The 24493-nt window shown below is 36.8% G+C and carries 23 protein-coding genes; 18 read left to right on the top strand and 5 right to left on the bottom strand.

Annotation, left to right across the window (positions count from 1 at the left end):
* The first annotated feature begins 74 nt into the window (after positions 1 to 74).
* Together BLR36_RS12705 and BLR36_RS12700 are read left to right on the top strand one after the other, a co-directional pair.
* Positions 75 to 1466 carry a hypothetical protein gene (locus BLR36_RS12705; RefSeq protein WP_093062122.1) on the top strand — a complete coding sequence of 464 codons (1392 nt, stop codon included), beginning with the start codon at positions 75 to 77 and terminating at the stop codon, positions 1464 to 1466.
* 204 nt (positions 1467 to 1670) lie between these two features.
* The gene (locus BLR36_RS12700) at positions 1671 to 2234 is read left to right on the top strand and encodes a YybS family protein (protein WP_371326724.1); all 564 of its coding nucleotides are present in this window, start codon (positions 1671 to 1673) and stop codon (positions 2232 to 2234) included.
* A gap of 179 nt (positions 2235 to 2413) precedes the next feature.
* Here the strand turns inward: BLR36_RS12700 and BLR36_RS12695 are convergent, their stop codons facing one another.
* Positions 2414 to 3829: a PQQ-dependent sugar dehydrogenase gene (locus BLR36_RS12695; protein WP_093062121.1), complete on the bottom strand. Its 1416-nt coding sequence runs from the start codon at positions 3827 to 3829 to the stop codon at positions 2414 to 2416.
* Positions 3830 to 4102: 273 nt separating this feature from the next.
* On the opposite strand from BLR36_RS12695, the gene BLR36_RS12690 reads away from it, so the two are divergent.
* Together BLR36_RS12690 and BLR36_RS12685 are read left to right on the top strand one after the other, a co-directional pair.
* A complete protein-coding gene (locus tag BLR36_RS12690; protein WP_093062120.1) occupies positions 4103 to 5278 on the top strand; it encodes an AAA family ATPase in 1176 nt (391 codons plus the stop codon).
* A gap of 15 nt (positions 5279 to 5293) precedes the next feature.
* Complete coding sequence (locus BLR36_RS12685; RefSeq protein ID WP_254771408.1) at positions 5294 to 6739, top strand: VWA domain-containing protein; 1446 nt, start codon at positions 5294 to 5296, stop codon at positions 6737 to 6739.
* A gap of 276 nt (positions 6740 to 7015) precedes the next feature.
* Here the strand turns inward: BLR36_RS12685 and BLR36_RS18850 are convergent, their stop codons facing one another.
* On the bottom strand, positions 7016 to 7174 hold the full coding sequence (locus BLR36_RS18850) for an antibiotic biosynthesis monooxygenase family protein (RefSeq protein ID WP_175454074.1): 159 nt from the start codon (positions 7172 to 7174) through the stop codon (positions 7016 to 7018).
* 194 nt (positions 7175 to 7368) lie between these two features.
* On the opposite strand from BLR36_RS18850, the gene BLR36_RS12680 reads away from it, so the two are divergent.
* Positions 7369 to 7938, top strand: a complete 570-nt coding sequence (locus BLR36_RS12680; protein ID WP_093062118.1) for an SF0329 family protein — start codon at positions 7369 to 7371, stop codon at positions 7936 to 7938.
* A gap of 223 nt (positions 7939 to 8161) precedes the next feature.
* Complete coding sequence (locus BLR36_RS12675) at positions 8162 to 8908, top strand: SDR family NAD(P)-dependent oxidoreductase (protein ID WP_093062117.1); 747 nt, start codon at positions 8162 to 8164, stop codon at positions 8906 to 8908.
* Positions 8909 to 9012: 104 nt separating this feature from the next.
* Here BLR36_RS12675 and BLR36_RS12670 read toward each other — a convergent pair whose 3' ends face one another.
* Entirely contained in the window at positions 9013 to 9525 is a 513-nt protein-coding gene (locus BLR36_RS12670; RefSeq protein ID WP_093062116.1) for a CarD family transcriptional regulator, read from the bottom strand.
* 144 nt (positions 9526 to 9669) lie between these two features.
* Here BLR36_RS12670 and BLR36_RS12665 point away from each other — a divergent pair, with 144 nt between their 5' ends.
* From BLR36_RS12665 to BLR36_RS12655, 3 genes are all read left to right on the top strand, one after another.
* Positions 9670 to 10113 (top strand): MarR family winged helix-turn-helix transcriptional regulator, encoded by a 444-nt coding sequence (locus BLR36_RS12665; RefSeq protein ID WP_254771407.1) that lies wholly within the window; start codon positions 9670 to 9672, stop codon positions 10111 to 10113.
* 119 nt (positions 10114 to 10232) lie between these two features.
* Positions 10233 to 10595 (top strand): helix-turn-helix domain-containing protein, encoded by a 363-nt coding sequence (locus BLR36_RS12660; protein WP_093062115.1) that lies wholly within the window; start codon positions 10233 to 10235, stop codon positions 10593 to 10595.
* Between the two features lie 315 nt (positions 10596 to 10910).
* Entirely contained in the window at positions 10911 to 11294 is a 384-nt protein-coding gene (locus tag BLR36_RS12655; protein ID WP_093062114.1) for a VOC family protein, read from the top strand.
* Between the two features lie 392 nt (positions 11295 to 11686).
* On the opposite strand, the gene BLR36_RS12650 is transcribed toward BLR36_RS12655, so the two are convergent.
* Together BLR36_RS12650 and BLR36_RS12645 are read right to left on the bottom strand one after the other, a co-directional pair.
* On the bottom strand, positions 11687 to 12082 hold the full coding sequence (locus tag BLR36_RS12650; RefSeq protein ID WP_093062113.1) for a hypothetical protein: 396 nt from the start codon (positions 12080 to 12082) through the stop codon (positions 11687 to 11689).
* Between the two features lies 1 nt (position 12083).
* On the bottom strand, positions 12084 to 12287 hold the full coding sequence (locus tag BLR36_RS12645) for a helix-turn-helix transcriptional regulator (protein ID WP_093062285.1): 204 nt from the start codon (positions 12285 to 12287) through the stop codon (positions 12084 to 12086).
* A gap of 341 nt (positions 12288 to 12628) precedes the next feature.
* On the opposite strand from BLR36_RS12645, the gene BLR36_RS12640 reads away from it, so the two are divergent.
* From BLR36_RS12640 to BLR36_RS18845, 9 genes are all read left to right on the top strand, one after another.
* Positions 12629 to 13732, top strand: coding sequence for a sugar ABC transporter substrate-binding protein (locus BLR36_RS12640; protein ID WP_093062112.1), 1104 nt, complete (start codon positions 12629 to 12631; stop codon positions 13730 to 13732).
* Positions 13733 to 13816: 84 nt separating this feature from the next.
* Positions 13817 to 15331, top strand: coding sequence for a sugar ABC transporter ATP-binding protein (locus BLR36_RS12635; RefSeq protein WP_093062111.1), 1515 nt, complete (start codon positions 13817 to 13819; stop codon positions 15329 to 15331).
* Positions 15332 to 15344: 13 nt separating this feature from the next.
* A complete protein-coding gene (locus tag BLR36_RS12630) occupies positions 15345 to 16520 on the top strand; it encodes a sugar ABC transporter permease (protein WP_093062110.1) in 1176 nt (391 codons plus the stop codon).
* 292 nt (positions 16521 to 16812) lie between these two features.
* A complete protein-coding gene (locus BLR36_RS12625; protein ID WP_093062109.1) occupies positions 16813 to 17793 on the top strand; it encodes a sugar ABC transporter substrate-binding protein in 981 nt (326 codons plus the stop codon).
* Positions 17790 to 19253 (top strand): sensor histidine kinase, encoded by a 1464-nt coding sequence (locus BLR36_RS12620; protein WP_093062108.1) that lies wholly within the window; start codon positions 17790 to 17792, stop codon positions 19251 to 19253. Before BLR36_RS12625 ends, BLR36_RS12620 begins: the two co-directional genes overlap by 4 nt.
* The gene (locus BLR36_RS12615) at positions 19228 to 20775 is read left to right on the top strand and encodes a response regulator (RefSeq protein ID WP_093062107.1); all 1548 of its coding nucleotides are present in this window, start codon (positions 19228 to 19230) and stop codon (positions 20773 to 20775) included. Before BLR36_RS12620 ends, BLR36_RS12615 begins: the two co-directional genes overlap by 26 nt.
* 12 nt (positions 20776 to 20787) lie before the next feature.
* The gene (xylF, locus tag BLR36_RS12610) at positions 20788 to 21852 is read left to right on the top strand and encodes a D-xylose ABC transporter substrate-binding protein (RefSeq protein ID WP_093062106.1); all 1065 of its coding nucleotides are present in this window, start codon (positions 20788 to 20790) and stop codon (positions 21850 to 21852) included.
* A 459-nt stretch (positions 21853 to 22311) separates the two neighbouring features.
* Positions 22312 to 24216 carry an endonuclease MutS2 gene (locus tag BLR36_RS12605; protein ID WP_093062105.1) on the top strand — a complete coding sequence of 635 codons (1905 nt, stop codon included), beginning with the start codon at positions 22312 to 22314 and terminating at the stop codon, positions 24214 to 24216.
* A 90-nt stretch (positions 24217 to 24306) separates the two neighbouring features.
* The gene (locus tag BLR36_RS18845) at positions 24307 to 24483 is read left to right on the top strand and encodes a hypothetical protein (protein WP_175454073.1); all 177 of its coding nucleotides are present in this window, start codon (positions 24307 to 24309) and stop codon (positions 24481 to 24483) included.
* Positions 24484 to 24493: the final 10 nt, after the last annotated feature.

Here is a 24493-nt window from a genome sequence, read left to right as displayed (position 1 = left end):
AAACGATAAATCAAGGAATTTATGAAAAATCCATCCTATCAGTAGAAAAAATACGAATTAGGAGAGATCAAGTAATGAATAAAAAACAAATGAACTCAAAGAAAGAAACTAAAAATTTATCGAAAAAATTTGCTCCACTAGTAATGTCAACTTCAATGGTGGCAGCAACCTTTTTAGCAGCTGGTGCACCTATTTCTGCAGCAGAGCTTGATAAGCAGGACGTTAATCCAGAAATAACTGAACAAGTGAAAAATCATGGTCAGAAAGTTTCTGCATTAGCAAAAAGTCTACCAGGATCTCCTGAAAAAGGTAAACTAGTTAGCCAACTAGCTCAATCTAATTCCGACAAAAATAATGATGAACCAGATAATGATGATAATATAGATGAAACAAATGGTGAAGAACCAGCTGAAGAAGCAGAAGCACCAGTAGCTGACGATGGTGAAGCAGAAGAAGGAACAGACCCAGCTGAAGAAGAAACTACTGAAACACCAGAAGCACCAACAGCTGAAGAAGATCAAGTAGAAGATGGTACAGAAGCAGTTGAGGATGACGCAGCGGCTGAAGAAGCACCAGTAGCTGAAGATGGTGAAGTAGAAGAAGGAACAGAACTAGCTGAGGAAGAAACTACTGAAACACCAGAAGCACCCGCAGCTGATGATGGTGAAGCAGAAGAAGGAACAGACCCAGCTGAAGAAGAAACTACTGAAACGCCAGAAGCACCAGCAGCTGACGATGGTGAAGTAGAAGAAGGAACAGGCTCAGCTGAAGAAGAAACTACTGAAACACCGGCAGCACAAGATGACTCTAGCTCTTGGGTAGATGAAACTTATCAATTTATCGGTGAAGGCTACCAAAGTGTTATCGGATACTATAAATCCCTTATTGAGCAAAAATTAGCTCAAACAAGTGAAGAATCCGAAAACGTGGAAGCAATTGATGTAGAAGCACCAGTGCAAGACGCTGTAGAATCAGTGGAAGATACAGTATCAGATCTTGAAGAACCAGCGCAAGATACTGTAGAGTCAGTGGAAGATACAGTATCAGAAGTTGAAGCACCAGTGCAAGACACTGTAGAATCAGTGGAAGATACAGTATCAGATCTTGAAGAACCAGCGCAAGACACTGTAGAGTCAGTGGAAGATACAGTATCAGAAGTTGAAGCACCAGTGCAAGACACTGTAGAATCAGTGGAAGATACAGTATCAGAAGTTGAGGCACCAGTGCAAGACACTGTAGAATCAGTGGAAGATACAGTATCAGAAGTTGAGGCACCAGTGCAAGACACTGTAGAATCAGTTGAAGATACAGTATCAGAAGTTGAGGCACCAGTGCAAGACACTGTAGAATCAGTGGAAGATACAGTACAAACGGAATCCGACCAAAACACTTTAAAGGATAAAATGGTTGGATACTATAAAGACCTAGTAGCTTCATTCTCTAGCTTTATGAGCTTCCTAAAATAGGATCTCACTATCCAAATCGATTGTAGTATAAGAGTTTTATGACTTTGAACTGAATAAAAAGAGGAAGGGGAATGAATATTTCATTCCCCTTCTTTTTGTGTACTATATTCCCTTCTAGCTAGCCGGAATAGTTATAAGCTAAAAATGTTATGAATACTATTTGTTATAAGAGGTTCCCTCTAAAAGGCTTTTGAATGAGGTGGAATGATATATTTTTTAAAATTGCTTTCTGATGATATTCGAGTTGCCCAAGTAGAATTTCGTAAACATTCTCAAGTGAAGAGGCTTGCTTTAGGATCTTTACTTGCCTGTATTGCTGCTGTACTCCAGGCAGCTGGTGGATTTTTACCTGGGATCGGATATTTTGTAAGTCCTTTTGCCACTTTACCCATTTTGATTGGAGCTATGTTTTCTCTTCAGATGGGAGTGATATCTTATTTTCTTACATCCCTGTTACTATTCATTCTGTCTCCTAGTGAACTAGTTATTTTTCCTTTTACAACAGGATTGTTAGGAATTGGTATAGGAGTAGCTTTTTCCTTTTTCAAGAAGAGATTTAGCATTATTTTTATTGGTTCCGTTCTCTTAACGATAGGTATTATAAGTCTACTGTATGTTTTTCACTTTCCAGTACTGGGTCCAAGTGTATCCGATTCCCCTTCATTCATGACAGTGGGAGGTATTTTTATGTTTTCTCTACTTTACAACTGGTTATGGGTTGAGGTGGCTTTATTCTTTTTTCGAAAATTGAAGATCTTTATAATATAGTAACTCTCCAAATCCTCTCAGTATTTGAAATGATTTTTGTGCGTGGTGGTTATACATTAGAAATGCGGTAACGGTAATAATAGATGTTGAACTGAAAAGAAACAAACAAGGGAGCCTAATCACTCTCTTGTTTGTTTCATTTAGTTTGAATTTAAATTATAGAATTTTATAATTATAAATCATGGAACAATTTCAAAAATTGTACCCTGGTTAAAGTCGGCAACTTTCGTTGAACCATAAACCCCTAAATAAAGCTTTGTTTGATACATATTCGTTCCTAAACTAACATAATATGCTGACCCGGATCCAAAATTATAATCGGTTTCAATAACACTAAAATCATTTGGTTTGCCATCTGTTCTTACTCTAGTATAAGCTAAAACACCTCTTCCAGGAGGTGGAGATTCCTCGTCCTGGTCAAGATCGGTAAACACAACGCATCCTGTTAAATCGGGAATTCCATTGCCCAGATAGGTTTGCACTCCTGTAAGTGCAGTTCCCTCAAACTTATCGGGTCTTGGATCTTTATGAAAGTAACTAGTTAAAGGCTGAAGACGCTGCATTGAATTTTGTACTGCTTCATTATAATAAGCAACTGTCTTCTCATCCAAAGCCGGGTTAGCTGAACAAGCCCTAATAATAGAAGTAGGAAAAGCACCTTCCCACCCTCGCCAGCCAAAGTTAATAAAACCCTCTTGGTCAGTTTCGGATGTCATCAAAGAATTTTGGGTAATCTGAGTAACTGGTATTGCTTTATATTGAGCGAATGAAAATATCGACTCTACCAAATCCTGTCCGACATTTCCCACATGTTTAATATACTGGTTATAAAATCTTTGAAATGAAATGCCCGGTATATTTCGAACTCCTTTAGCCATTACCGAAAGCGTTTCCTGGATTAGCAACGGAAGCTCATTGAAACGTGTAACTACGGGCGGACTATATACAAATGTATAGTTAACTACATCAATTTCAATTATTTTACCCGCTATTTCCATATCGTTCTGACTTAAATTAAATGGATCATAGCCAGATCCGCCATCTCCAGTTGTTAATATAAGTTTTCCTGTTTCAGGTGAAAAGTTTAAGCTATTAACACCATTGTGGTTTAAAAAAGGTCTTCTTAAGTTAAGTAATGCCCGTCGTTTTTGAGGTTGACCATTGGGTTGTAAAATCCATTCTTCAACTGTATCAATATGGTCATATTGAGTTTCTCTGTTCAACCACTTTAGGTTTAAAGTTCTAGGATCACATGGGTTAGGCTCAAAGGGTTCAAGAAGTGCACCTGGACCTTGTGATCCGGCTACTGAATAATGAAGGTAAAACAGCCCGTTAAAATAAAAATCGGGATGAAACGCTAGACCTAACAATCCACGTTCATCATATCCACCACCACTTCCACCTAGTTTTAGAATACGTGAGCGAATATCTAAAAAAGTTCTTATAGCTCCATCTTTTATGTAAAATATCTCTCCTACCTGGGTTGCAACAAACAATCTTTCTATTGAGTCTCCTGGAAGTATAGCTGTTTTTAAAACAGTGGGCATATTTACCTTATTTAAAATAGGACGTAAACTAACCTTAACTTTTTTCAACTAACCTTGCACTCCTTCTTCCTGTTTTCCTTTCTAAGAATATGATTAGAACTGTTCTATTAGTACCTCATTAGCATCTAGAGAGGTTATGCTATATGAAATATCGATGCCTCTCATTAATTTGCTGAATTTTTATTGTTATAAATGAAAGAGTAAATGGCTGATTTTGAATCAAACTGTAATTAAAACTATTTCTAGAATATAATTTCCGCAAGAAATGGGATGGATACACTACATTTTCCGTTTATATTACAAAACAAGGAGTTATAAAACATGATAGTTACTAATTACAATAAGTTAGTTCAAATCAGACAGGCGCTCAATTCAAAGTTTTTGGAACGAGAGATGGAGGTTGAGGGAATTCTAGTTGCATTACTCTCAAGGCAACATATGCTCATGATCGGTCCTGCAGGAACTGCTAAATCGGCATTGTCTAGTGAATTATCTACAATTATAGAGGGAAGCACATATTTTCAATGGTTGCTGACAAAGTTCAGTACACCAGAGGAAGTATTTGGTCCATTATCGTTAAAAGGTTTGGAGCAAGGTGTTTACCAAAGGATTACTACAAATAAGATGCCAGAAGCAAATTTAGTTTTCTTAGATGAAATCTTTAAAGCAAATTCTGCTATTTTGAATAGCATGCTGACACTAATTAACGAAAGACAATTCTATAATAACGGGACACCAGTTCAAGTTCCCTTGATGTCTGTAATAGGTGCTTCGAATGAATACCCAGACGAAGAAGAAGGGCTTGATGCTTTATATGATCGTTTCCTTTTGCGATATGAGATTAACCCTATTGCAGATGAAACGAATTTTGTCTCGATGTTAAAATCTGCTGGACAAACTATGCAAATGCCTTTCATGACAATGGAAGAATTAGTGTACCTCCAGTTTTTGACCGATAATGTAGTCATTCCTGATGAGGTATATAAAGCCCTTTCGAAAATTCGTGTGGGGCTGAGGGATGAAGGAATTCGCCCATCGGACAGAAGGTTCAAGCAGTCATTGAGCGTCCTGCAAGCTAAAGCATTGATTAGTCAAAGGGAGGTCGTCCAGATGGATGATCTTATGATCCTTGAAAATGTTCTTTGGGAAAAGGTAGACCAAAAAGAAATCGTATCCTACATTGTCCGGAACCATGCACATGACGCTATTACGCAAACCCTATATTCCCTTAAAAATGAAGCAAATGAAATATTCTACTCCACTCTCCACGATCAGTCACCAGAGGCTGGAATGGAAGCAACTCAAAAAATGAAAACCTTAGTGGCTGAATTAAATAAGCTTAAAATTCACCATCAAAGTCGGCAGGCTGATATCGATGTTTTACTAAATAAAGTAACCTCGATGCAACAGGAAATTTTAGATAGAGTTTTAGAACCTTGTCATTTGGATAACTTAAATGAACAAAGATGGTCCTCGAGTATATTTTTTAAAATGTGAAAAGAGGTGTCCCTTGTGAAGTATCCTAAAAGTTACATCGACAATCTTTCCGTATTAAACACAGACTCATTCGATAAAAGACGTTTCAAAGAAGTTTTTGAGATGTCACTAGGTCTTCAAAAAATCAGAGCTGAAGGTGAGTTGCCGATGTTCGAACCATTACTAGCCGACATTTGGGCTGCCTTATATAAGATGAAACCTGAAATTACGGAAAGAGATGTTGATACCATTCTGATGGTCAATAAATCACTCATGGGAAGAATTATGAAGGATACATACTTCCTTGAATACCGGAACTTCACCCGATTGGATGATTTATCGTCTGCTATTGCTACTGTGAAATTTGGAGATAAGGTGAATCAGTGGTTGGATAACCAAAAAAAGCAAGATATAAATTTTCAGAAACAGATACAAGAACTTCACACGTTCAAAAGGAAATCTCAAATGCAAGTACGGGAAGTAAAGACGGAAAATCGAATTTTGGAGTCAGAGAAAATTTTTAAAGAAGCGATGGATAAGTTTAACGAGAAATTGCAATGGATGCTTCAAAACAACAGTGACAGCTTCTCCGAATTATTAACTCATGCCATGGAAGAAACAGAACAAGTAAAAGATAGTCTAAAGTCATTGCTCGGAGGCTACAGTGCAGGGACTGCGGATGCAGAACTGAAAAAGATTCCTTTACGTGATCAAATTTCATTAGCTGAAAAAATTGCAGCTAACAAGAAGATGAAAGAAATTGCGGATTGGGCTGGAAGATTGAAACAGATAGCTGGAAAAAAGCAAAAGCGCATGAAAAGTGATTCAATAGAAAGAAGTGGGGTTGCGTTAGGCAACGATGTAGAGAGATTACTCCCAATAGAATTAAGCCTATATACAAACCAAATTACAAAGAACGACTTTCTTCGGCGCCTTGTAGAAGGGCAGACGATGCAATATGAGCAAAAAGGTCGAAAGATATTAGGGAAGGGACCAATCATACTATGTCTGGATCAATCGGGAAGTATGCAAATACTAGAGACCCAATCCAAAGGTTTTTCGCTAGCTCTTATGTCCATTGCCAGAAAACAAGGAAGGGATTTTTGTTTAATTTTGTTTTCTTCCTCGACGCAAGTTTTAACATTTGAAAAAGGAAAAATAAAAAGTTCAGATATAATCCATCTAGCCCAAACTTTCTTAGGTGGAGGTACGAACTTTTCACTTCCTCTTGAAGGAGCAGTAAATGTAATTAGCGAAAGCCGTTTTAAACAAGCGGATATTGTGTTTGTAACAGACGGAGAAGATAGGCTATCCGGGTTATTTCTTGAAGGGTTTAATAGAAAGAAAAAGGAAAAGAGTTTTAAGGTGCTATCCCTTGTAATAGGAGGAAACAGCATAGATGCGGTTGAACAGTTTGCCGATAAAGTTATTAGTATTAAAGATTTTGATGATGAGGGTAGTTTTACTGCCTTTGAAATATAAATGAAAAAGTTAATAATTTTCATAAGTATTCTATAGCCATTGCTAGGCTTTTCTTTTCACTTACTTTAAGTAGATAGGAGAGCCTCAAAAATAAGTATGGTACTATTTCAAAAATTAAAGGAGGAACCCCTGAACAACATCCGGGATTCCTCCTTTCGTATTTTGCTGACGTGTTAAATAAGAATTCTTAACTACCAGGGGAAGGTTAAGCTCCTTACATTCTACACCGATTTCAAAATAGGATTCGACATCTTATTAAGCTAAATCCTTTAGAGATTATTTCGTTAACACAGAAACGATTTCAGCGATAACTAGCTCACTTTTAAGTACAGGTGAATCTTCTGAACTTCCGCTTTCATCACGTTTGTGAGAGTTTTTGAAGTCATCAGAGTTGCGCCAAGCTTCGAATTGTTCCTTAGTATCCCAGTACATCATAACTTGCATTTCATCATGCGTTTGGTCCTAACTCCACAGTGTTTAGAGTTATTTAGATCTCAGATGTGCCGAGAATAATGAGCGACATGCCAAACGGATTAAAAATAACTAAAAGTAATATTTTTTATTGTATGATGGTAAGTAGGAAGATTACCTCGATAAATATTTATAAAATAAAGATTAAGGAGAATTTCATGTCTTGGAGCAAATTGAAGCAAAATCTGGAGAGCTTTCTCTGTCCTGCACTAGATAAAAGAGTTGAATACCGTGCAACAAGTTACCGTTATTTGCCTGGTAAAGCTGGAACTTGTTATATTGCATTAGATAAGAAAAACATACTCAATATGAATGATAAAACTACTTTAATCAAATGGTATGAGACGGAGCAGGAAATTAAGAATGATTCAAGTATCCAAATTCCTATCACCGATGATGAAATGGAAGCGGTGAGAAAGGAAACCAAGGGGATAGTTCCGGAGGATCGTCTTCAAGTGATTGCAAGGGGTAGAAAACTTTCCGAATATGCCAAAGAGATTATGTCAGCACAGTCATCATTAAGTAAATCCAATTTTATCGTCGTAGCTAATAAATTTTTATCCAGTCCTATAGAAGAAAGCTTGGAAAGCAATGATATCTTATTGAATATTCTAGCTTTGGTGGACAGACGGGTTGGAAAGAAACGAATATTAAACATGAGCGAGAAGATGAAGTTAAAGCATCCAATTGTACAGTATTTTTATGAGCTAAGGCTTAATGCGGTCTGATAATAAATAACTCATGTTCTGGACACTGTAACCTTTAATATGTATATTGTATCGGGAAGTTATATCCTGCCAGTATATTACGGAAGAATTTGTGAAGAATATGAGAGGTATTACTCAGATATCTGTGAGCTTAATATTTGTTATATCAAAAATACGAAGTATAATTAAATTATAGATATCTCACATTTGAGATAAAAATGAAAATTGCAAGGGAGAGAATTTTATTATGAAACTTCAAAATAAAGTCGCTATAATTACTGGTGCTGCTCAAGGTATGGGTGCAATGCACGCACGTAAATTTGTACAAGAAGGCGCAAAAGTTACCATTTCTGATGTTAACCTTGAAGCAGCTCAAGCTTTAGCCGATGAAATTGGTGAGGGTGCAATTGCTTTAAAATTAGATGTAACAAAAGCTGATAATTGGGCTGAGGTTGTTGCTAAAACTGAAGAAGCTTTCGGGGCTCCTGTTAACGTATTAGTAAATAACGCCGGTGTTGGTATTTTCAAACCATTAGAAGAGTTAACAGAAGCAGATTTCCGTTTAACTTTTGAAGTAGATGAGTTGGGTGTATTCTTAGGGATGAAAACCGTTGTTCCTTCGATGAAAAAAGCTGGCGTTGGTTCAATCGTCAACATTTCTTCTGTAGATGGTTTAGTAAGTGCACCAACTGCAATTGCATATAGTGCTTCAAAACATGCTGTTACTGGTATGACGAAAGGTGCTGCAGCCGAGCTTGGTCAATTTAATATCCGAGTAAACTCTGTTCACCCAGGGATTATTAAAACGCCAATGGCTGCCCAACCGGACGTAGAAGAATACCTAAAACAACTGGAGCAAGATATTCCGCTTCGCCGTCGTGCAGAAGTAGAAGAGGTTTCAAACCTAGTAGTTTATTTAGCTTCTGAGGATTCAAGCTATTCAACAGGATCTCAATTCGTTGTAGATGGCGGTATGATTTCAGACCTATAAAACATAATAGACGACCTCTCTTCCAAGGATGAACTTGGAGAGAGGTCGTCTTTTTTGTTTGCTGATGGAATGATAAGCCTCATGGCCGGAGGTTTATTGTTTATTTAAACTGTTGCAGAAACTTCAGCGTGTACACTGTTTGAAATTTCTTCCATAATTGATTCAAATGAAGTATTCAAAGAGTATGCCAGTTCTCTATAGAGAATGTTTTGAACAGAGATTAATAGCTTCAAATCTTGGTCAAGTAATTTCTTATTATCAAGTTCTAATTCAACTTTTTTTCGTAATAATGTATTCACGACTTTCGAAAGCTCTTTTCGATTGCCGCTATTTATAATATCAGAGTAGACCTTTGTACGTTCTTTGTTATTTTCAATCCACTCAATACCTGGGGAATGGAAGGAATTTAATAGTATTTTCGCCTCATTTCGATCTAGAAGCTCAAGCATGTTTACTGCCTTATTATTTACGGGAGTACTTATCGACAATTTCAAGTTATCTAATGGATGTAAAACATAATATTTCTTTGTAATTCCGTTATACGTTTTTTCACAAATATCATCTATTTGGCAAATACCGTGTGCAGAATAAATAATCAGTTCTCCAACTTTAAACATACTACATACTCCTCTAAAGAATATTGTCAACTTAGTTAACTAAATTAATTGTAAGCTTAATTTTCAAATTAGTCAACTTAGTTGACGATGAGTGATAGTGCTTGTATATTTAGTAACAGAGAAAAAGTGGACGGGGGAAAATGCTTGAGTTACGAATACGATGTAAATAATTTAGACTTAATCGACTTAATTAGTGAAAGGCATATTATGATTAGAAAAATAACGGAAGAATTATGGAATAGCAGCAATGATATTTATTTATCCAATTCAGAATGGTTTATTATCGCGAGGATATATAAAAAGAATCCGACCATTTCCTATATTAATAGACAAGTAAATATTTCACGCCAGGCAACACATAAATTTATAAAAAGCTTAGAAGCAAAAGGATTAGTAGAAATTAGCGCAGTAAAGAACAATAAAAAAGAAAAATGCATCCAGTTAACTGCACTAGGCAACGAATGTTATGAAAAATATGAAACTCTCAAGGCTGGTCTAGAGAAGAAGATTGCCGACCAAATAGGTAGGGAAAAGCTCGAAACATTTAAAGAAATTTTAAAATTAGATTGGGGTATTTCGTCAGTCTAAATAACTACTCTCTTATATAGGTACATTCTAGTCATTATCTGAAAATTTACATATTATTTATGAAATGGGGTAAATATTAGTAGGTTTATAATTGATAATGTTTAGAAAGGAGAATATACATGCAAATCAAAGGAGAGGTATTACGGTCCGTACGAAAAGCGCAGAACATGTCCCAGGAGGAATTAGCCCTAGAGCTTAAGGTTACTGTCAGTACTATTTCGAATTGGGAACGCAAGGAATATATCCCGGATGAACGATACAATAAACCTATTGCAAGAGCCTTAAATGTTAGCGTTCATAAGCTTACTGGAGTTCCGCCTAATGTTTCATCGGTGGAAGTGAAGCAAATAGACACCTATGAGGAAGAAAATATCCTGCTTCAACGTTTGATGAAATCCTTTGAACAATTTGTACAAGAGAAAGAGAAAAATATGGGTAGTGACAGTCAAGAATCATGGGAAGAGGATTGGAGAAATAGTTAAATAGATTTTATAAGAAGCCTGTAGCATTCAAAGGATGCTTGAGGTTTCTTTTTTTATGGAAGGTTATGTTAATGGTTGATTTTTCGGTCTATCAATATTGTATGTGTTGTGTGAAAAAGATCTTTCTCAAGTATTTTTCTTAATACACTAATTAGTAACCTCACTCTGAACACCTCTATTTTTTCGTCTCCAAAAGCAGTTTCTCTTTTACTTCACATTATGATCGAACTGCGACATAACTAATTTATGTTAAAAAAAGGTTTTTCTTAAGATTTGTTGAATAAGTAAAAGAAAATTATTAAAGGTGGAATGTAAATGAATTCAATTGCTTCTCCAATCGCTTGTAAGGTAAATAATGTATTTATCCATGTTAGTAACTTAGAAAGATCAGCAGAATGGTACAGCAATCTACTTGGAATACCCTTTAATAAGGATAATGTTTCATCTCCTGTTTACAATATCCCTATTACAGCTGAGACTGGACTTACTTTAGACGACCACACTTTCGATCCGAACTTTACATTAAACCCTTCGAGCCATGCTTTATTTAATTTCTTCGTTAAAGATATTGATGAAGCATACAAATTTATTGAAAGCAAGGGAATAACGGTTGTTAGAGAAATAGAGCGGATTGGTGATTTTGCCTATTTTAACTTTCAAGATTTAGACGGAAACGTATTAATGATCTGCAATAATTGAATGTCTTGAGCAAAGGTTAGATTTATCTACCATTGCTCTTTTTTCTTATGACAAAGTTTGTGTGAAACGTGACATAACAACTACCATTTTCAGCCTAACTTAACCTGCTGTAAGTTCCTTCTTCTATAAGAAAAAGGCTTTACTCCATTTAACTCCTCCTCATAAACATATTTACCATTAAAACCAGAAACCTTATTCAACTAACCTGCTTCTTTAGTTAAATAAGAAAAAAGATTTGCCTAAGCAACCCTATGATATCTACTAAAGCCCCAATTAATTAAATGAGTTACTAGGTGGTTCCGTTCCAAACCAATACCAATTAAAATCATCTTCCTTATAGCAAACTGCATATTCTTTACTTTCAAGATATCCAAGTATAGTTCTTTTTTACGTTATTGTCTTTTAACAACAAATGTTCCAATGACTAATAAAAAAAATAGGATTAATAAATATATACTTAAAAAACCTAATTCAATTGTTTCTGTACCAAGTGCAAATAGTAAACATACAATTAACATACTTCCAAATAGAACTATATATAACGAGATAGCATAGAAATTTTTAATATTTATCCATGTTCTTTCATCAACATCAGGTACATTATGTTTCTTTCGGTTTTCACGGAATTTAATAGTTCCAAGAACAATTCCTACACCTACAACCGAACCAATAATTCCGGCAACCACAGTTCCAACAGGTAAATCTGGGACCATTAAATTACCTAAGTAAAAACCGATACTCATTGAAAAAACCAGCGTACAGGCTATAATGATATGCCAACTTTTCATGTTATTCCTCCTCTAAAGTAAATATTTCGTCTAATGCTACATCGAAATAACTTATCAACTTAAGTGCTAGCTCCAAGCTTGGATTATATTTGTGATTCTCTACCGCGTTAATCGTTTGTCTTGTAATTTGTAAATCTTCTGCCATTTGAATTTGACTAATCCCCTTTGTTAGACGTATCTCTTTAATTCTGTTTTTTACTTTCAAATCCACCTAACTTCCTCTCTCGAACAACGTAAAGATATCTTTACATTTAGTATAAAATAAATAAACAACGATGTAAAGATATCTTTACATTGCTGTTTTCAACTTTTTTTGCCTTATTGTACTTTCACGCCACATTAATTTAATTGAGGGAATCTACTCTCCACATTCATTATTGATAAATTAACCCTCTCTTTTATCAGAAGCTTTATTGAAACCAAATCCAAAAGTTAAAAAAGTATAGGTAATGATAAAAGAGTACAGATGATAGCGCTTCCAAGAATGTATTCTAAATTTATAATTAAGGAGTAATGAATTTTCTAAAAAGGGAGAGGGATAGCAGAATGAAGAAGTTCAAGGGGTTAACTTTTTTAGTTATTTTGATGGTTTTCACATTGGTTGCCGCCGGATGTAACAATAGCGGTGACAGTTCGGTAGATGTAGGTATCGTATTACCGACAAAGGATGAGCCACGTTGGGTTCAGGATGAACAACGTTTTAAAGATGCTTTAGCCGATTCGGATTATTCTACGGAAATTCTGTTCAGCCAAGGATCTTCAGCGAAGGAAAAAGAAAATGTAGAAGCATTATTAAATAAAGGCATAAAAGTTTTAATCATCACTCCTCATGATGGAGCGGCTGCTGCCTCAGCGGTGGAAGCAGCGAAAAAAGAAGGAGTAACTGTTATCGCATATGACCGCTTAATCACGGATACGGATGCAGTAGATTACTATGTAACTTTTGATAGCTTAGCAGTTGGTGCTGCACAAGCACAGTATTTAGTAGACAATGCTACTGGCTCGGATGTTCCACTTTACTTGTATGCAGGAGCAGCGTCTGATAACAATGCATTCCTTTTCTTTGAGGGTGCATGGCAAGTCCTTCAACCGAAAATAGCAGATGGAACATTTAAAATTGCTAACTCTAGTGAAGCAGAAGCGTTAAAGGATTCTGCGGATCTTTCACGTGATCAACTTGGCAAAATTATTGGTCAGATCACAACAAACTGGGATGCAAATGATGCAAAAAACAAAGCTCAAACTCATCTAACTGCTGCTAGTGACGACCTTAAAGGAGATGTTTCGATTCTAGCTCCAAATGATGGAACTGCTCGTTCAATCGCGGATGTATTTGCATCGGATAGCGCAATTACGAACTACTACGTAACTGGTCAGGATGCAGAAAAAGCTTCGATTCAATACATTATTGATGAACAACAATCGATGACTGTTTTCAAAGATGTTCGTACATTAGTCAAAGATGCTATGGGTATGGCAGTAGAAGTGTTAGATGGCAAAACACCAGAAACAACTGGGTCTTATGATAATGGAGCAGTTGAAGTAAAAGCGAAACAAACAGATGTTATCGTAGTAGACAAAGAGAATGTAAAAGCAGAGCTTATTGATTCTAAGTATTACGAAGCAAGCGAGTTCACAGGTTTAGAGTAAGGTTATTTAAAAAGGAAGATAGTGATAGAGTCATCTATCACTATTTCTCCATTTTATTTTTTAAAGTAGGGGGGAGGCAATCATATGAGTGAGTATATTTTAGAAATGAATAATATTTCTAAAGAATTCCCAGGAGTCAAGGCCCTTTCAAATGTGAATTTCAAAGTGAAAAAAGGAGAGATTCATTGTTTAGTTGGTGAAAATGGTGCGGGCAAATCGACTCTGATGAAAGTGTTAAGTGGGGTTTATCCATTTGGCACATACGATGGTGATATCGTATTTGAAGGGAAGGTTCAGCAGTTCAACGAAATTACGGAAAGTGTTAAAGTGGGCATCGGTATTATTTATCAAGAACTAGCTCTTTTTCCAGATTTGACGGTGTATGAAAATATATTTGCAGGAAACGAACTGAAAAAAGGTCCTTTCGTCGATTGGAATAATACGATTGTTCAAGCAACGGAATTATTGAAAAAAGTGAACTTAAAAGTGACTCCAGAAACATTAATCAAGGAATTAGGTGTAGGGAAACAACAGCTAGTCGAAATTGCCAAAGCTTTAAGTAAGGATGTAAATTTGCTTATATTAGACGAACCTACAGCAGCACTCAATGAAGATGATAGTGAGAATTTATTGGTACTTCTAAAAGAGTTGAAAAACCAAGGTATTAGCTGCATTATGATTTCGCATAAGCTGAAGGAGGTTATTTCAATTGCAGATAAAGTAACCGTCTTGCGAGATGGTCAGACAATTTGTACGTTAGATGCGAGTGAAGTAACCGAAAACGTCATTATTAAAAATATGGTAGGTCGTGACATTGAAGATATTTATCCAAAACGCCCCAATAAGAAAATTGGTGAAACAATTCTTGCATTATCTGATTGGACGGCTTATGATCCACAGCTTGGTCGAAACGTTGTGAAAAACGTTCAGCTTGAGGTGAAAAAAGGCGAGATTATTGGGATTGCAGGACTTATGGGATCGGGTCGTACGGAGCTTGCACTTAGTATATTTGGAAATCCTAAAAACTATAAGCTTCAGGGCAGCATGAAGATGTTTGGAGAAAAAAAGGTATTAAAGCATACAGGTGAAGCCATTAAAGCAGGTATTGCTTATGTGACGGAGGATCGGAAAGGAGATGGCTTATTCTTATTACAGGATATTAAGAGCAATGTATCAGCAGCTCATCTCAAAGGAATATCCACAAATGGAATTCTAAATTTAAACGAAGAAGTGAAAATAGGAACTGAATATAAAGAATCACTCTATATAAAAGCAAGCTCACTTGAACAAATAGTTGGCAAACTCAGCGGTGGAAACCAGCAAAAAGTATCACTTGGCAAATGGTTGTTTACTGGACCTAAGATTTTGATATTGGATGAACCAACAAGAGGAATTGACGTTGGAGCGAAGTTTGAGATTTATTCTATTATGAATGAACTAATCAATGAAGGAATGAGTATTATTATGATTTCCTCTGAACTAGGCGAAGTGCTAGGAATGAGCGATCGAGTTTATGTCATGGCAGAGGGCTCGGTTAAAGGAGAGCTAACCATGGAGGAAGCGACACAAGAAACGATAATGGAGCTTGCGACGCAATAAAAGGGGGATAATGATGAACTTTTTTGGAGAAGCAAAAGCACTCGTCAAAGCCAACATTCGAGACTATGGAATGTATATTGCGCTAATAGTGATTATGTTAACGTTTACGATTATGACGAACGGTCTATTTATGTCTTCACGAAACATTAGTAATTTATTGGATTCTGCAGGTTATATCGCTGTCTTGGCAGTAGGGATGACGCTTGTAATTGTCATTCGTCATATAGATTTATCTGTTGGGTTTTTAGCAGGATTTCTTGGTGCCATTGCCGCGATATTCTTAACACAAATGGGCATATCTGTATGGATTACTGTTCCAGTCATTTTAATTTTTGGAGCCTTAATAGGGTTAGTCAATGGTGTATTAATTGCTAAAATTGGGATACCAGCCTTTGTAGCAACTCTTGCAGGAATGCTCATTTTCCGTGGTGCATTACTTCAGGTTACAGAGAAGACAGGAACAATTATTATTAAGGATGACCAATTCAATGCGATTGGGAATGGATTTATCCCATCTATTATGCAAATAAATGGCTTGCATCTATTAACATTATTAGTAGGTTTAATAGGTATTCTTTTATTTATATACAATGAAATATCTACTCGGCGCAACAAAATGACTTACGGGTTCGAGGTTATGTCTAATGGGTTATTCACAGCGAAGCTAGTATTAATCTCCGCAATTATTGGATATATCACATGGATTTTAGCAGGCTATAACGGGTTATCTTGGACAGTAATTATTATGATTATAGTAGTAGTTATCTATCATTTCCTATCGACCAAAACGGTGCTTGGTCGCCACATTTATGCAGTCGGCAGTAATCCAGAAGCTGCTCATTTAAGTGGGATCAACGTACAAAAGATTACATATATCGTATTTGGATCGATGGGAATGCTCGCTGCATTATCTGGGATTCTATTTACTTCTAGGCTCCAATCCGCAACGACTACAGCAGGTACACTATTTGAGCTTGACGCAATTGCTGCTGCCTATGTGGGAGGGGTATCCTCTGCTGGTGGTGTTGGTAAAGTAACAGGTGCAATTATTGGTGCAATTGTTATGGCATCCTTATCGAGTGGGATGAATCTGCTCGGGGTTGGTATTTCCTACCAATATATGATTCGTGGAGGCGTTTTGGCTGGAGCAGTAATTTTCGATGTAATGACACGTAAGCAACGCGCTTAATCTTATAGCTTTGATATGTGGCACCCTGTTTATAGGGGTGCCATGTATTATATATGGAGATTATTTGGTTTACACTCGGAAGCCTGTCGTTTACTCTCACTTGCCGTCTACTAACTCGCAAACTAGTTAACAATACTCGCTTGCAATCTATTATTACTCGTTCTTGTAAATGAAATACTAAACGGACAATTTTAACAGTCATTTAACCGATAGAAATCACCGAAAGATAGCATTGTCAATTTTGATACGGGTGTTAATATGGAAGAAATGAGCTATGGAAAGGGGAAGGTAAATGCGGAAAAAAATTGTAGTACTACTAGCTGCGTTAATCATTGTTCTTAGTTATTTTACGATTGTTTCTGCAACAAAGGCATTTCGGTTTGCAAGTGAATTACCTGCTTCCCTTTCCGAGATGGAGGATTCTGTTCGAATCGTACTAATCACCCAAGAGTTGGACACTCCTTTTTGGAATAAAGTCGGAAAAGGTGCCATTCAGCAGGCTAAGAAAGAAAATGTAGAACTCGAAGTGTGGGGAAGCTATGGGAATAACGAGGATGATTTTCTAAAGAAGATGGAAATTGCGATTCATTCAAAAGTGAATGGAATTATTGTTCAAGGCCTAGATACCGATGAATTTAAAGAACTGACAAAAATTAAAGCAGCTTTTTATGGAATACCAGTCATTACAGTCGCTAACGATGTTCCAGTGGAAGAAAGCCTGCGTAAAACATATGTCGGCTCCGATCAGTTCTTTGCTGGACAAATGGTCGCCGATCAACTCATAAAAGAAATGGGTGCGGCGGGGGAAGTAATCATTTTGAGGGATGAAGTGCAGGCATATTATCAAAAAGAGCGTATAGCAGGAATACAAAATGTGCTCGATAATTATCCCGAGGTTAACATAATTATTAGAGGAACAGAGGGGACAAATGAGCAGGTAATTTCGACTACGCAACAGCTTATGAACGAAGCTCCAAGAGCCACTGCGTTTATCGCGGTCAATGCAAATTATGCTGGACCTATGATTCAGGAGATAGGCAGACGAACACAGGTAGAGCCCTATCATATTTATACGTTTGATGATGGAGTCGAATCGACTGTCCTCTTAGAACAAGGAAAGCTGGATGGTATATTAGAGCAGAAACCCGAAGAGATGGGGCGGGGAAGTGTGAAGTGGCTCGTGGAATGGATTTCTGGAAAGACGGTTCCACTTAATTCGGATGGGTATTTAACCGAAACGAATATGCTTACATCGGATGGTGAAACACAATGACGACCATTCAACGAAAGATTTGGCTGCTCGTTTCTGTAATGCTACTCATCATGGGAATTATTTGGATGATGCTGACCTATTACAATCAGCAAACCCAAGAACAAACGAATACCATTTTACAGCGCTATTTACGGATGAATGAAGTAACGATCGCTAGTCAGAAAATGATAACCGATTTAAATAATTTTTTGCTAGATCCGACGGAATTTCATAAAGTACAAATTGAGAAAAGTATTCAAACAATAGAAGAAGTTCAACAGGATGTAGCAAAGCTTCGCAATGAAGAAAATGCTTTTGCTGTTACGAACTATATACATTTAATCGATAGTTTAGTAGAGACGACACAGCGCTCCATACTATTTTCCGAAGAGCAGGAGTTAGAGGGTTCGACAAATGAGTTCAACGAAGCGAATCGTATATCGATGTACATATCTGAAATGACATTATCCATTTTAGAGCGAGAATTAAAAACGTATAATCGATTTTATCGAGAAATCATTCAACAGTCAGAGGAGCTAAAGAAGCTTGGTATTTGGATCTTACTATTAGTTACAGCTATATTGCTGTTGGCTACATATTGGTTTTCACTTAGTATTACAAGACCAGTTCATCAGCTTACGAAGGCTGCAAATGTATTAGCAAAGGGCCGTTTTGATGAAAAAATCAAAGTAGAATCAAACGATGAGATTGCATTTCTAGCCCAAACGTTTGATGAAATGCGGATCAATATCAATGATTTAATATTGGAGATTCAACAAAAAGCTCAGCTTGAACATGAGCTTCAGCAAAGTAAGCTGCTATTGAAGGATAGCCAGTTGAAGAGCTTACAGAGTCAGATTAATCCCCATTTTTTATTCAATACATTGAATACTTTGTCCAAAAAAGCCTATTTGGATGGAGCAGAGGAGACAAGTGATCTGTTAGTTAGTGTAGCTGGTTTACTAAGGTATAACTTAAAACGAATTGATCGTTCCGTCACTTTGTATGAGGAAGTACTTGTACTTTATCAATATATGGAAATACAAAAAGCACGATTTGCGGATCGATTACATTTTAAAGCAAACATAGATGAAACTTGTTTACATGTTAATATTCCTGGACTTACGCTACAGCCGATTATCGAAAATGCTGTCATTCATGCAATTGAACCAGAAGAAAATGGAGGTACTATCTCAGTTAGAATTTATAGAGATGGCAGCTGGATTATTGTAGAGATTGAGGATAGTGGAAAAGGGATAACACAGGAAAAAATAGAACTGTTACTAAACGGACAGATTGATTCAAATGAAGGGCACTCCACTGGCATTGGTTTTCAAAATGTAGTGAAAAGACTCCACTTATTTTACGGTATGGATAATTTAGTATCCATCAAGAGTGAAGTAGGTACTGGAACAAAGGTAATCATACAAATCCCAGAAACTAGGGAGGAGATAAGTGATGAGGCTATTGATCGTGGATGATGAACCAATAGAACGTGAAGGAATGGAAGCCATTTTGAAAAAAGCATTTCCTGATGTTTTAATTGCTCAAGCAAAGAATGGACGGATGGCAATCGACCTAGCTGATAGTTTTCAGCCACATTTAGTATTAATGGATATCATGATGCCTGGTATGACTGGTTTAGAGACCATTGAAAAAATTCAGGAAAACCATCCTAAAATCAAATTTGTTATGGTAACAGCCTTTGATATGTTCGATTATGCAAGGCAGGCCATCAAGCTTGGCGTGAAGGATTATGTATTGAAGCCAAGTAAAGCAAGTGAAATTGCTTTAACTGTTGGTAAAGTACTAGAGGAATGCCAGAAGGAGCAAAAAGTAGAAAGCACTAGCAGAATGCAAAGCGAGAAGTTGGAGCAGGCACTTTCCTTAGTAGAAACGGATATTGTCACTCAGTTATTATTTGATCATGTTCATGAGGTTCATATTGATATGCTCGTCGAAATGCTAAATATTCGCTCCACACTTGAAAAGTTTGTGATGGTACTAGTTTTGCCAGAAGGAGCACAAAATTATTATTTGCCTATTAAAGAGAGGGTTAGGGCATCTGGAGACGCTTGGGTAGGTGCTTTAAACGGGAGACAGCTACCACTTATTATTTTTCGAGATTCGAAGAAGAGCTTTCGTTCCCAAGCGATAGCTTTAGCTACAGCCATTTTATCTTTAAATAAGGAGCGGCAGGAAACTGAATGGTTTGTGGGGATCGGTCAGGTGTGTCAAACACTTGATGACATACGCCAGTCATATCAGGAGGCACTTATTGCGACGATGGATACATCTTTAGCAGTTAAATACCGATTTTATATGGATGTTCCGGCGCTTACTTTAGAAACGGATAATCTGATTGTTAAGCAACAACAGAAGGATTTCTTTGAACATATCCGGCTTGGAGAATGGGTGGCTATTCGTACACGTTTATTGGATATTATTCAGCAGTATGAAAACGTTGGAAATTCATTAATCTATACGCAGCAACGAATCCTTGAGTTACTTTGGGTAGCAAACCGTGTGATGGACGAAATGGGTATGGAAGTAGGTTCACTATTTTTCTCCTTCCAAGCAAATGATTATCGACAGCTACGAACAGAAACATTATTACTGCTTGAACAGATGAATTCTGTCTATAATGCCCATTACGATCAAATAGAAGCCGATAAAATACACCAAGTCCAGCAGTATATTCGAGAACATTCGCATGAAGATATATCTTTGGATACGTTGGCTCAACGAGTGAGTTTAAGTCCAATTTATATTAGTAAAATGTTTAAAGAAAAGCTTGGCGTAAACTATATAGATTATTTAACCGAATGTCGCATCGACAAAGCAAAGAAGCTATTAAATGACCCAGAGAAAAGTTTAAAAGAAATTACCTTTGAGATTGGTTACCACGAACCTAACTACTTTAGTAAGGTATTTAAGAAAATGTGTGGTGTGTCCCCGAAGGATTATAGAAAGACATTATGGAGTAAACAGGCAAAAGTGTAGAGGAGGAGTCAGATGAAAAGTATGCGCATGATCGTTTGGCTACTCGGAGTAATCCTTGTTCTTTTAGCTTGTACGGATACATCTACACCTGAATCTCTAAAGCCAGAGGACAAACCAGTTGTTGTCAAAGAGGAGGAGCCAGTACGGATTGGATTTTCGATGGATACATTGCAGGAGGAGCGTTGGTTAAAAGACCGTGAACTGTTTAAAAAAGCTGTAGAAGGCCTAGGAGCAGAAGTGGAAATTGTGGCTGCAAATGGGGATGATGCATTACAGATTTCACAAGCTGAGACACTGATTCAAAGCGGCATTGATCTACTAGTGATTGTCCCGCATAATGCTGCGGCTACAGCGGCAATTGTCCATAAAGCACATCTCGCAGGTATTCAAGTGATTGCTTATGATCGGCTCGTTAAAAATGCCGAGCTCGATATGTATATTTCTTTTGATAATGAGCAAGTTGGTAAAATGCAAGCTGAAGCTATAGCTGAACTTGTTCCGAAGGGAAATTATGTTTTTATAGGAGGAGCCATCACCGACAATAATGCCCATCTATTGAAGGAGGGGGTTTTTAAGGTGTTACAGCCCTATATTGAGCGAGGAGATATCCATGTTGTCTATGATCAGTGGACGAAGGATTGGACTCCAGCAAATGCACAGGCCAATATGGACGAGGCTATTCGTACGACAAATGGTCAGATTGATGCAGTAATTGCTGCCAATGATGCTACAGCTGGTGGTGCAATTCAAGCACTTCAAAATCATGGGTTAGCAAATCGAATACCTGTAGCAGGGCAGGATGCCGATCTGGCAGGTGTTCAAAGAATTGTGGCGGGGTCTCAAACAATGACGGTCTATAAACCAATACACATGCTTACCCAAAAGGTAGCGGAAATCGCAGTGGCTATGGCAAAAGGGGAAACTGTTACCTTCCACGAACAAGTCAATAACGGGAAGAAGGAAGTTCCATCTGTATTGCTACCCCCGATTGCAGTAAATAGAGATAATCTTGAAAGCACCGTTATCAATGATGGGTTTCATACAGCTGAAGAAGTATATGGAAAAGGTGGAGAATAAGATTGCGAGATGAGAGTAATAGGCATTAAGAAATTACAAGACACCAATTGACTCTCATTAGGAATGGTGCTATAGTGTAAATATTCTAATAAAAGGTGTGGTGAAGTATGTCTGAAGTAGGTATGAGCTAATTTACATTAGTTTAATAAGGTGTGTAAAAACCTGGTGATAAACCAGCTTGTTTCGTACGCCCTTGTTCTACATTTTTTTTCAATGTAGATACCTACCTAAAGACTGCTTCCTTTTCTATAGTTCGTTTAACATGATGTATGTTAGGACGAAGAGCGTGGTGGGATTTGTCCTGCTGCGCTCTTTTTCTTCGCCTCTATTTGTGAACGATTTGTATGCCTTGCCTAATACTTGGCAGATGCCCGCAGGAGCTTTCTATCCATTTTTTTAATGGAGTGGTAGGAACTTTTTTGCGGGCATTTTTTTATTATTCTTAGTGGAGGTAAGAAGATGAATACGATGACATATGAAAAATTACAATATAACGAACTAAAAGAGATGGTGAAATCCTTCTGTGTTAGCAGTTTAGGGAAGGAATTATTGGATAATCTATACCCAAGTACAAACAGTAAAGTAGTGGAAATTAGACTGAATGAGACAACTGAAGCAAGAAAGTTATTAGATGCAGAAAACCATCTTCCGTTAAAAGGTATCACTAATATTGGACATTTAATGGAAAAACTTGAAAAAGGGATGATTTTGGGTCCCTCTGAGTTAGTAGCAATATCGGATTTCTTAAGAGGATGTAGAATAATTAAGAAATTCATGTTAGGGAAAGAATTTTTTGCTCCTCTTCTTCATTCATATGCTTATTCCATGATGGAATTTACAACAATTGAAGAAACGATCAATGCTTCTATTAGAGGAAATATGGTAGATTCTGAAGCGAGCAGAGAGTTAAAACGTATACGAAACCAAATTGCAAAAACGGAAGAAAAGATAGAAGAGCGGTTGAATAAATTTCTTAAAAGTAGTGCCAATAAAGAATATATACAGGAATTCTTTATCAGTAAAAAAGATGATAGATTTACTATCCCGATTAAAGCGTCCTATAAAAACCAAGTACAGGGTACGATTATTGAATCATCCTCTAAAGGATCTACGGTATTTATCGAACCAGCAACAATCACAAAATTTAACGGAGAGCTTGCAATTCTTAAATCGGAAGAATCAATAGAAGAGTATCAAATTTTAGCTACTATTTCTGGTATGATCCAAGAGGAAATTAGACAAATTCATATTAATATTGAATTGATTGCTCAGTATGACATGATCTTTGCAAAAGCAAAATTTAGTAAAAGTATCGATGGTATTGAACCGAAGTTAAACAATTATGGGTATATCTATTTAAAAAATTTCAAGCACCCACTGTTGCCTGGCAATATCGTACCTCTAGACTTTGAAATCGGAAAGGATTATCGCAGTTTGATCATTACCGGACCAAATGCGGGAGGAAAAACAGTGGTGCTGAAGACGATTGGCATTTTAACTCTTGCTGTCATGTCCGGATTTCATATAGCCGCCGATGTTGGGACGGAAATAGCGGTGGTCGATAACCTATTTGTCGATATCGGAGACAATCAAAGCATCGAAAATTCGCTTAGTACTTTTTCGTCCCATATGAAAAATATTTCGGAAATAATGAGTGCATCGACGAATAATACATTGCTTCTTTTCGATGAAATAGGAAGTGGAACAGAACCAAATGAAGGAGCAGCCTTAGCTATTGCCATCCTGGAGGAGTTTTATCAGATGGGTTGTATAACCGTTGCAACAACTCACTATGGGGAGATAAAGCGCTACTCAGAAATCCATAGTGACTTTATGAATGCAGCGATGCAGTTTGATAGTGAAGCATTAGAGCCAATGTATAAGCTTCTAATTGGAAAGTCAGGGGAAAGCAATGCATTATGGATTGCTAATAAAATGAATATTCAAGAGAAAGTTCTGCAAAAAGCGCAAAATTATATGGAAAACAAAACATATGATTTAGAACGTGTGAGAGAAAATAAGATTAAAAAACCAACTGCTCATAGCGAATCACAAATAGAAACGTACAACTTCGAAAGAGGAGACAGAGTAAAATTACTTGAGTATGACGATTTTGGTATCGTGTATGAGAAAAAGGATCAACAGAATAATGTTTCTGTTTTCTTTAAGAATGAAGTAATAAAGCAGAATGTTAAAAGAATAGTGTTAGAGGGAAAAGCAACCGATTTATACCCTGAAGGATATGATCTATCTACATTGTTTGTAAGCTATGCGGAAAGAAAATTCACACATGACATGGAAAGAGGGTCCAAAAAAGCTTTAAGAAAAATAGCTAAGGAAATTAAAAAGAGAGCGGATGAATAGACAGAGGGTAAGTGATCTTGGATATACACTTACACAGTAGGCATAAAACCTTCTAGCTAGAGCAAATTAGACTCTAGGAGGTGAATATTCATGAGTAAAAATAACAAAAAAACTATCAATGTTCGAACGCACAATAGTTATGAGCTATACAAAAATCCTACGAATAATCCTGACGAGGAATTTTCAGAAGAGTTTGTGGAGATATCGAAAAATAAAGTAACGAATCATATTAATAAAAATCCCTCTAACAAGCGAAAAAATAATTAGTATAGGGAAG

The organism is Psychrobacillus sp. OK028, assembly GCF_900103605.1.
In the GTDB taxonomy this organism is placed as follows: domain Bacteria; phylum Bacillota; class Bacilli; order Bacillales_A; family Planococcaceae; genus Psychrobacillus.
This window is presented reverse-complemented; position numbering and strand designations above follow the sequence as displayed.

Coding starts and splice junctions, on each gene's coding strand:
- BLR36_RS12705 (WP_093062122.1), top strand. CDS start 75: ATGAATAAAAAACAAATGAACTCAAAGAAAGAAACTAAAAATTTATCG.
- BLR36_RS12700 (WP_371326724.1), top strand. CDS start 1,671: ATGATATATTTTTTAAAATTGCTTTCTGATGATATTCGAGTTGCCCAA.
- BLR36_RS12690 (WP_093062120.1), top strand. CDS start 4,103: ATGATAGTTACTAATTACAATAAGTTAGTTCAAATCAGACAGGCGCTC.
- BLR36_RS18850 (WP_175454074.1), bottom strand. CDS start 7,174: ATGATGTACTGGGATACTAAGGAACAATTCGAAGCTTGGCGCAACTCT.
- BLR36_RS12680 (WP_093062118.1), top strand. CDS start 7,369: ATGTCTTGGAGCAAATTGAAGCAAAATCTGGAGAGCTTTCTCTGTCCT.
- BLR36_RS12670 (WP_093062116.1), bottom strand. CDS start 9,525: ATGTTTAAAGTTGGAGAACTGATTATTTATTCTGCACACGGTATTTGC.
- BLR36_RS12660 (WP_093062115.1), top strand. CDS start 10,233: ATGCAAATCAAAGGAGAGGTATTACGGTCCGTACGAAAAGCGCAGAAC.
- BLR36_RS12655 (WP_093062114.1), top strand. CDS start 10,911: ATGAATTCAATTGCTTCTCCAATCGCTTGTAAGGTAAATAATGTATTT.
- BLR36_RS12650 (WP_093062113.1), bottom strand. CDS start 12,082: ATGAAAAGTTGGCATATCATTATAGCCTGTACGCTGGTTTTTTCAATG.
- BLR36_RS12640 (WP_093062112.1), top strand. CDS start 12,629: ATGAAGAAGTTCAAGGGGTTAACTTTTTTAGTTATTTTGATGGTTTTC.
- BLR36_RS12635 (WP_093062111.1), top strand. CDS start 13,817: ATGAGTGAGTATATTTTAGAAATGAATAATATTTCTAAAGAATTCCCA.
- BLR36_RS12630 (WP_093062110.1), top strand. CDS start 15,345: ATGAACTTTTTTGGAGAAGCAAAAGCACTCGTCAAAGCCAACATTCGA.
- BLR36_RS12625 (WP_093062109.1), top strand. CDS start 16,813: ATGCGGAAAAAAATTGTAGTACTACTAGCTGCGTTAATCATTGTTCTT.
- BLR36_RS12620 (WP_093062108.1), top strand. CDS start 17,790: ATGACGACCATTCAACGAAAGATTTGGCTGCTCGTTTCTGTAATGCTA.
- xylF (WP_093062106.1), top strand. CDS start 20,788: ATGAAAAGTATGCGCATGATCGTTTGGCTACTCGGAGTAATCCTTGTT.
- BLR36_RS12605 (WP_093062105.1), top strand. CDS start 22,312: ATGAATACGATGACATATGAAAAATTACAATATAACGAACTAAAAGAG.
- BLR36_RS18845 (WP_175454073.1), top strand. CDS start 24,307: ATGAGTAAAAATAACAAAAAAACTATCAATGTTCGAACGCACAATAGT.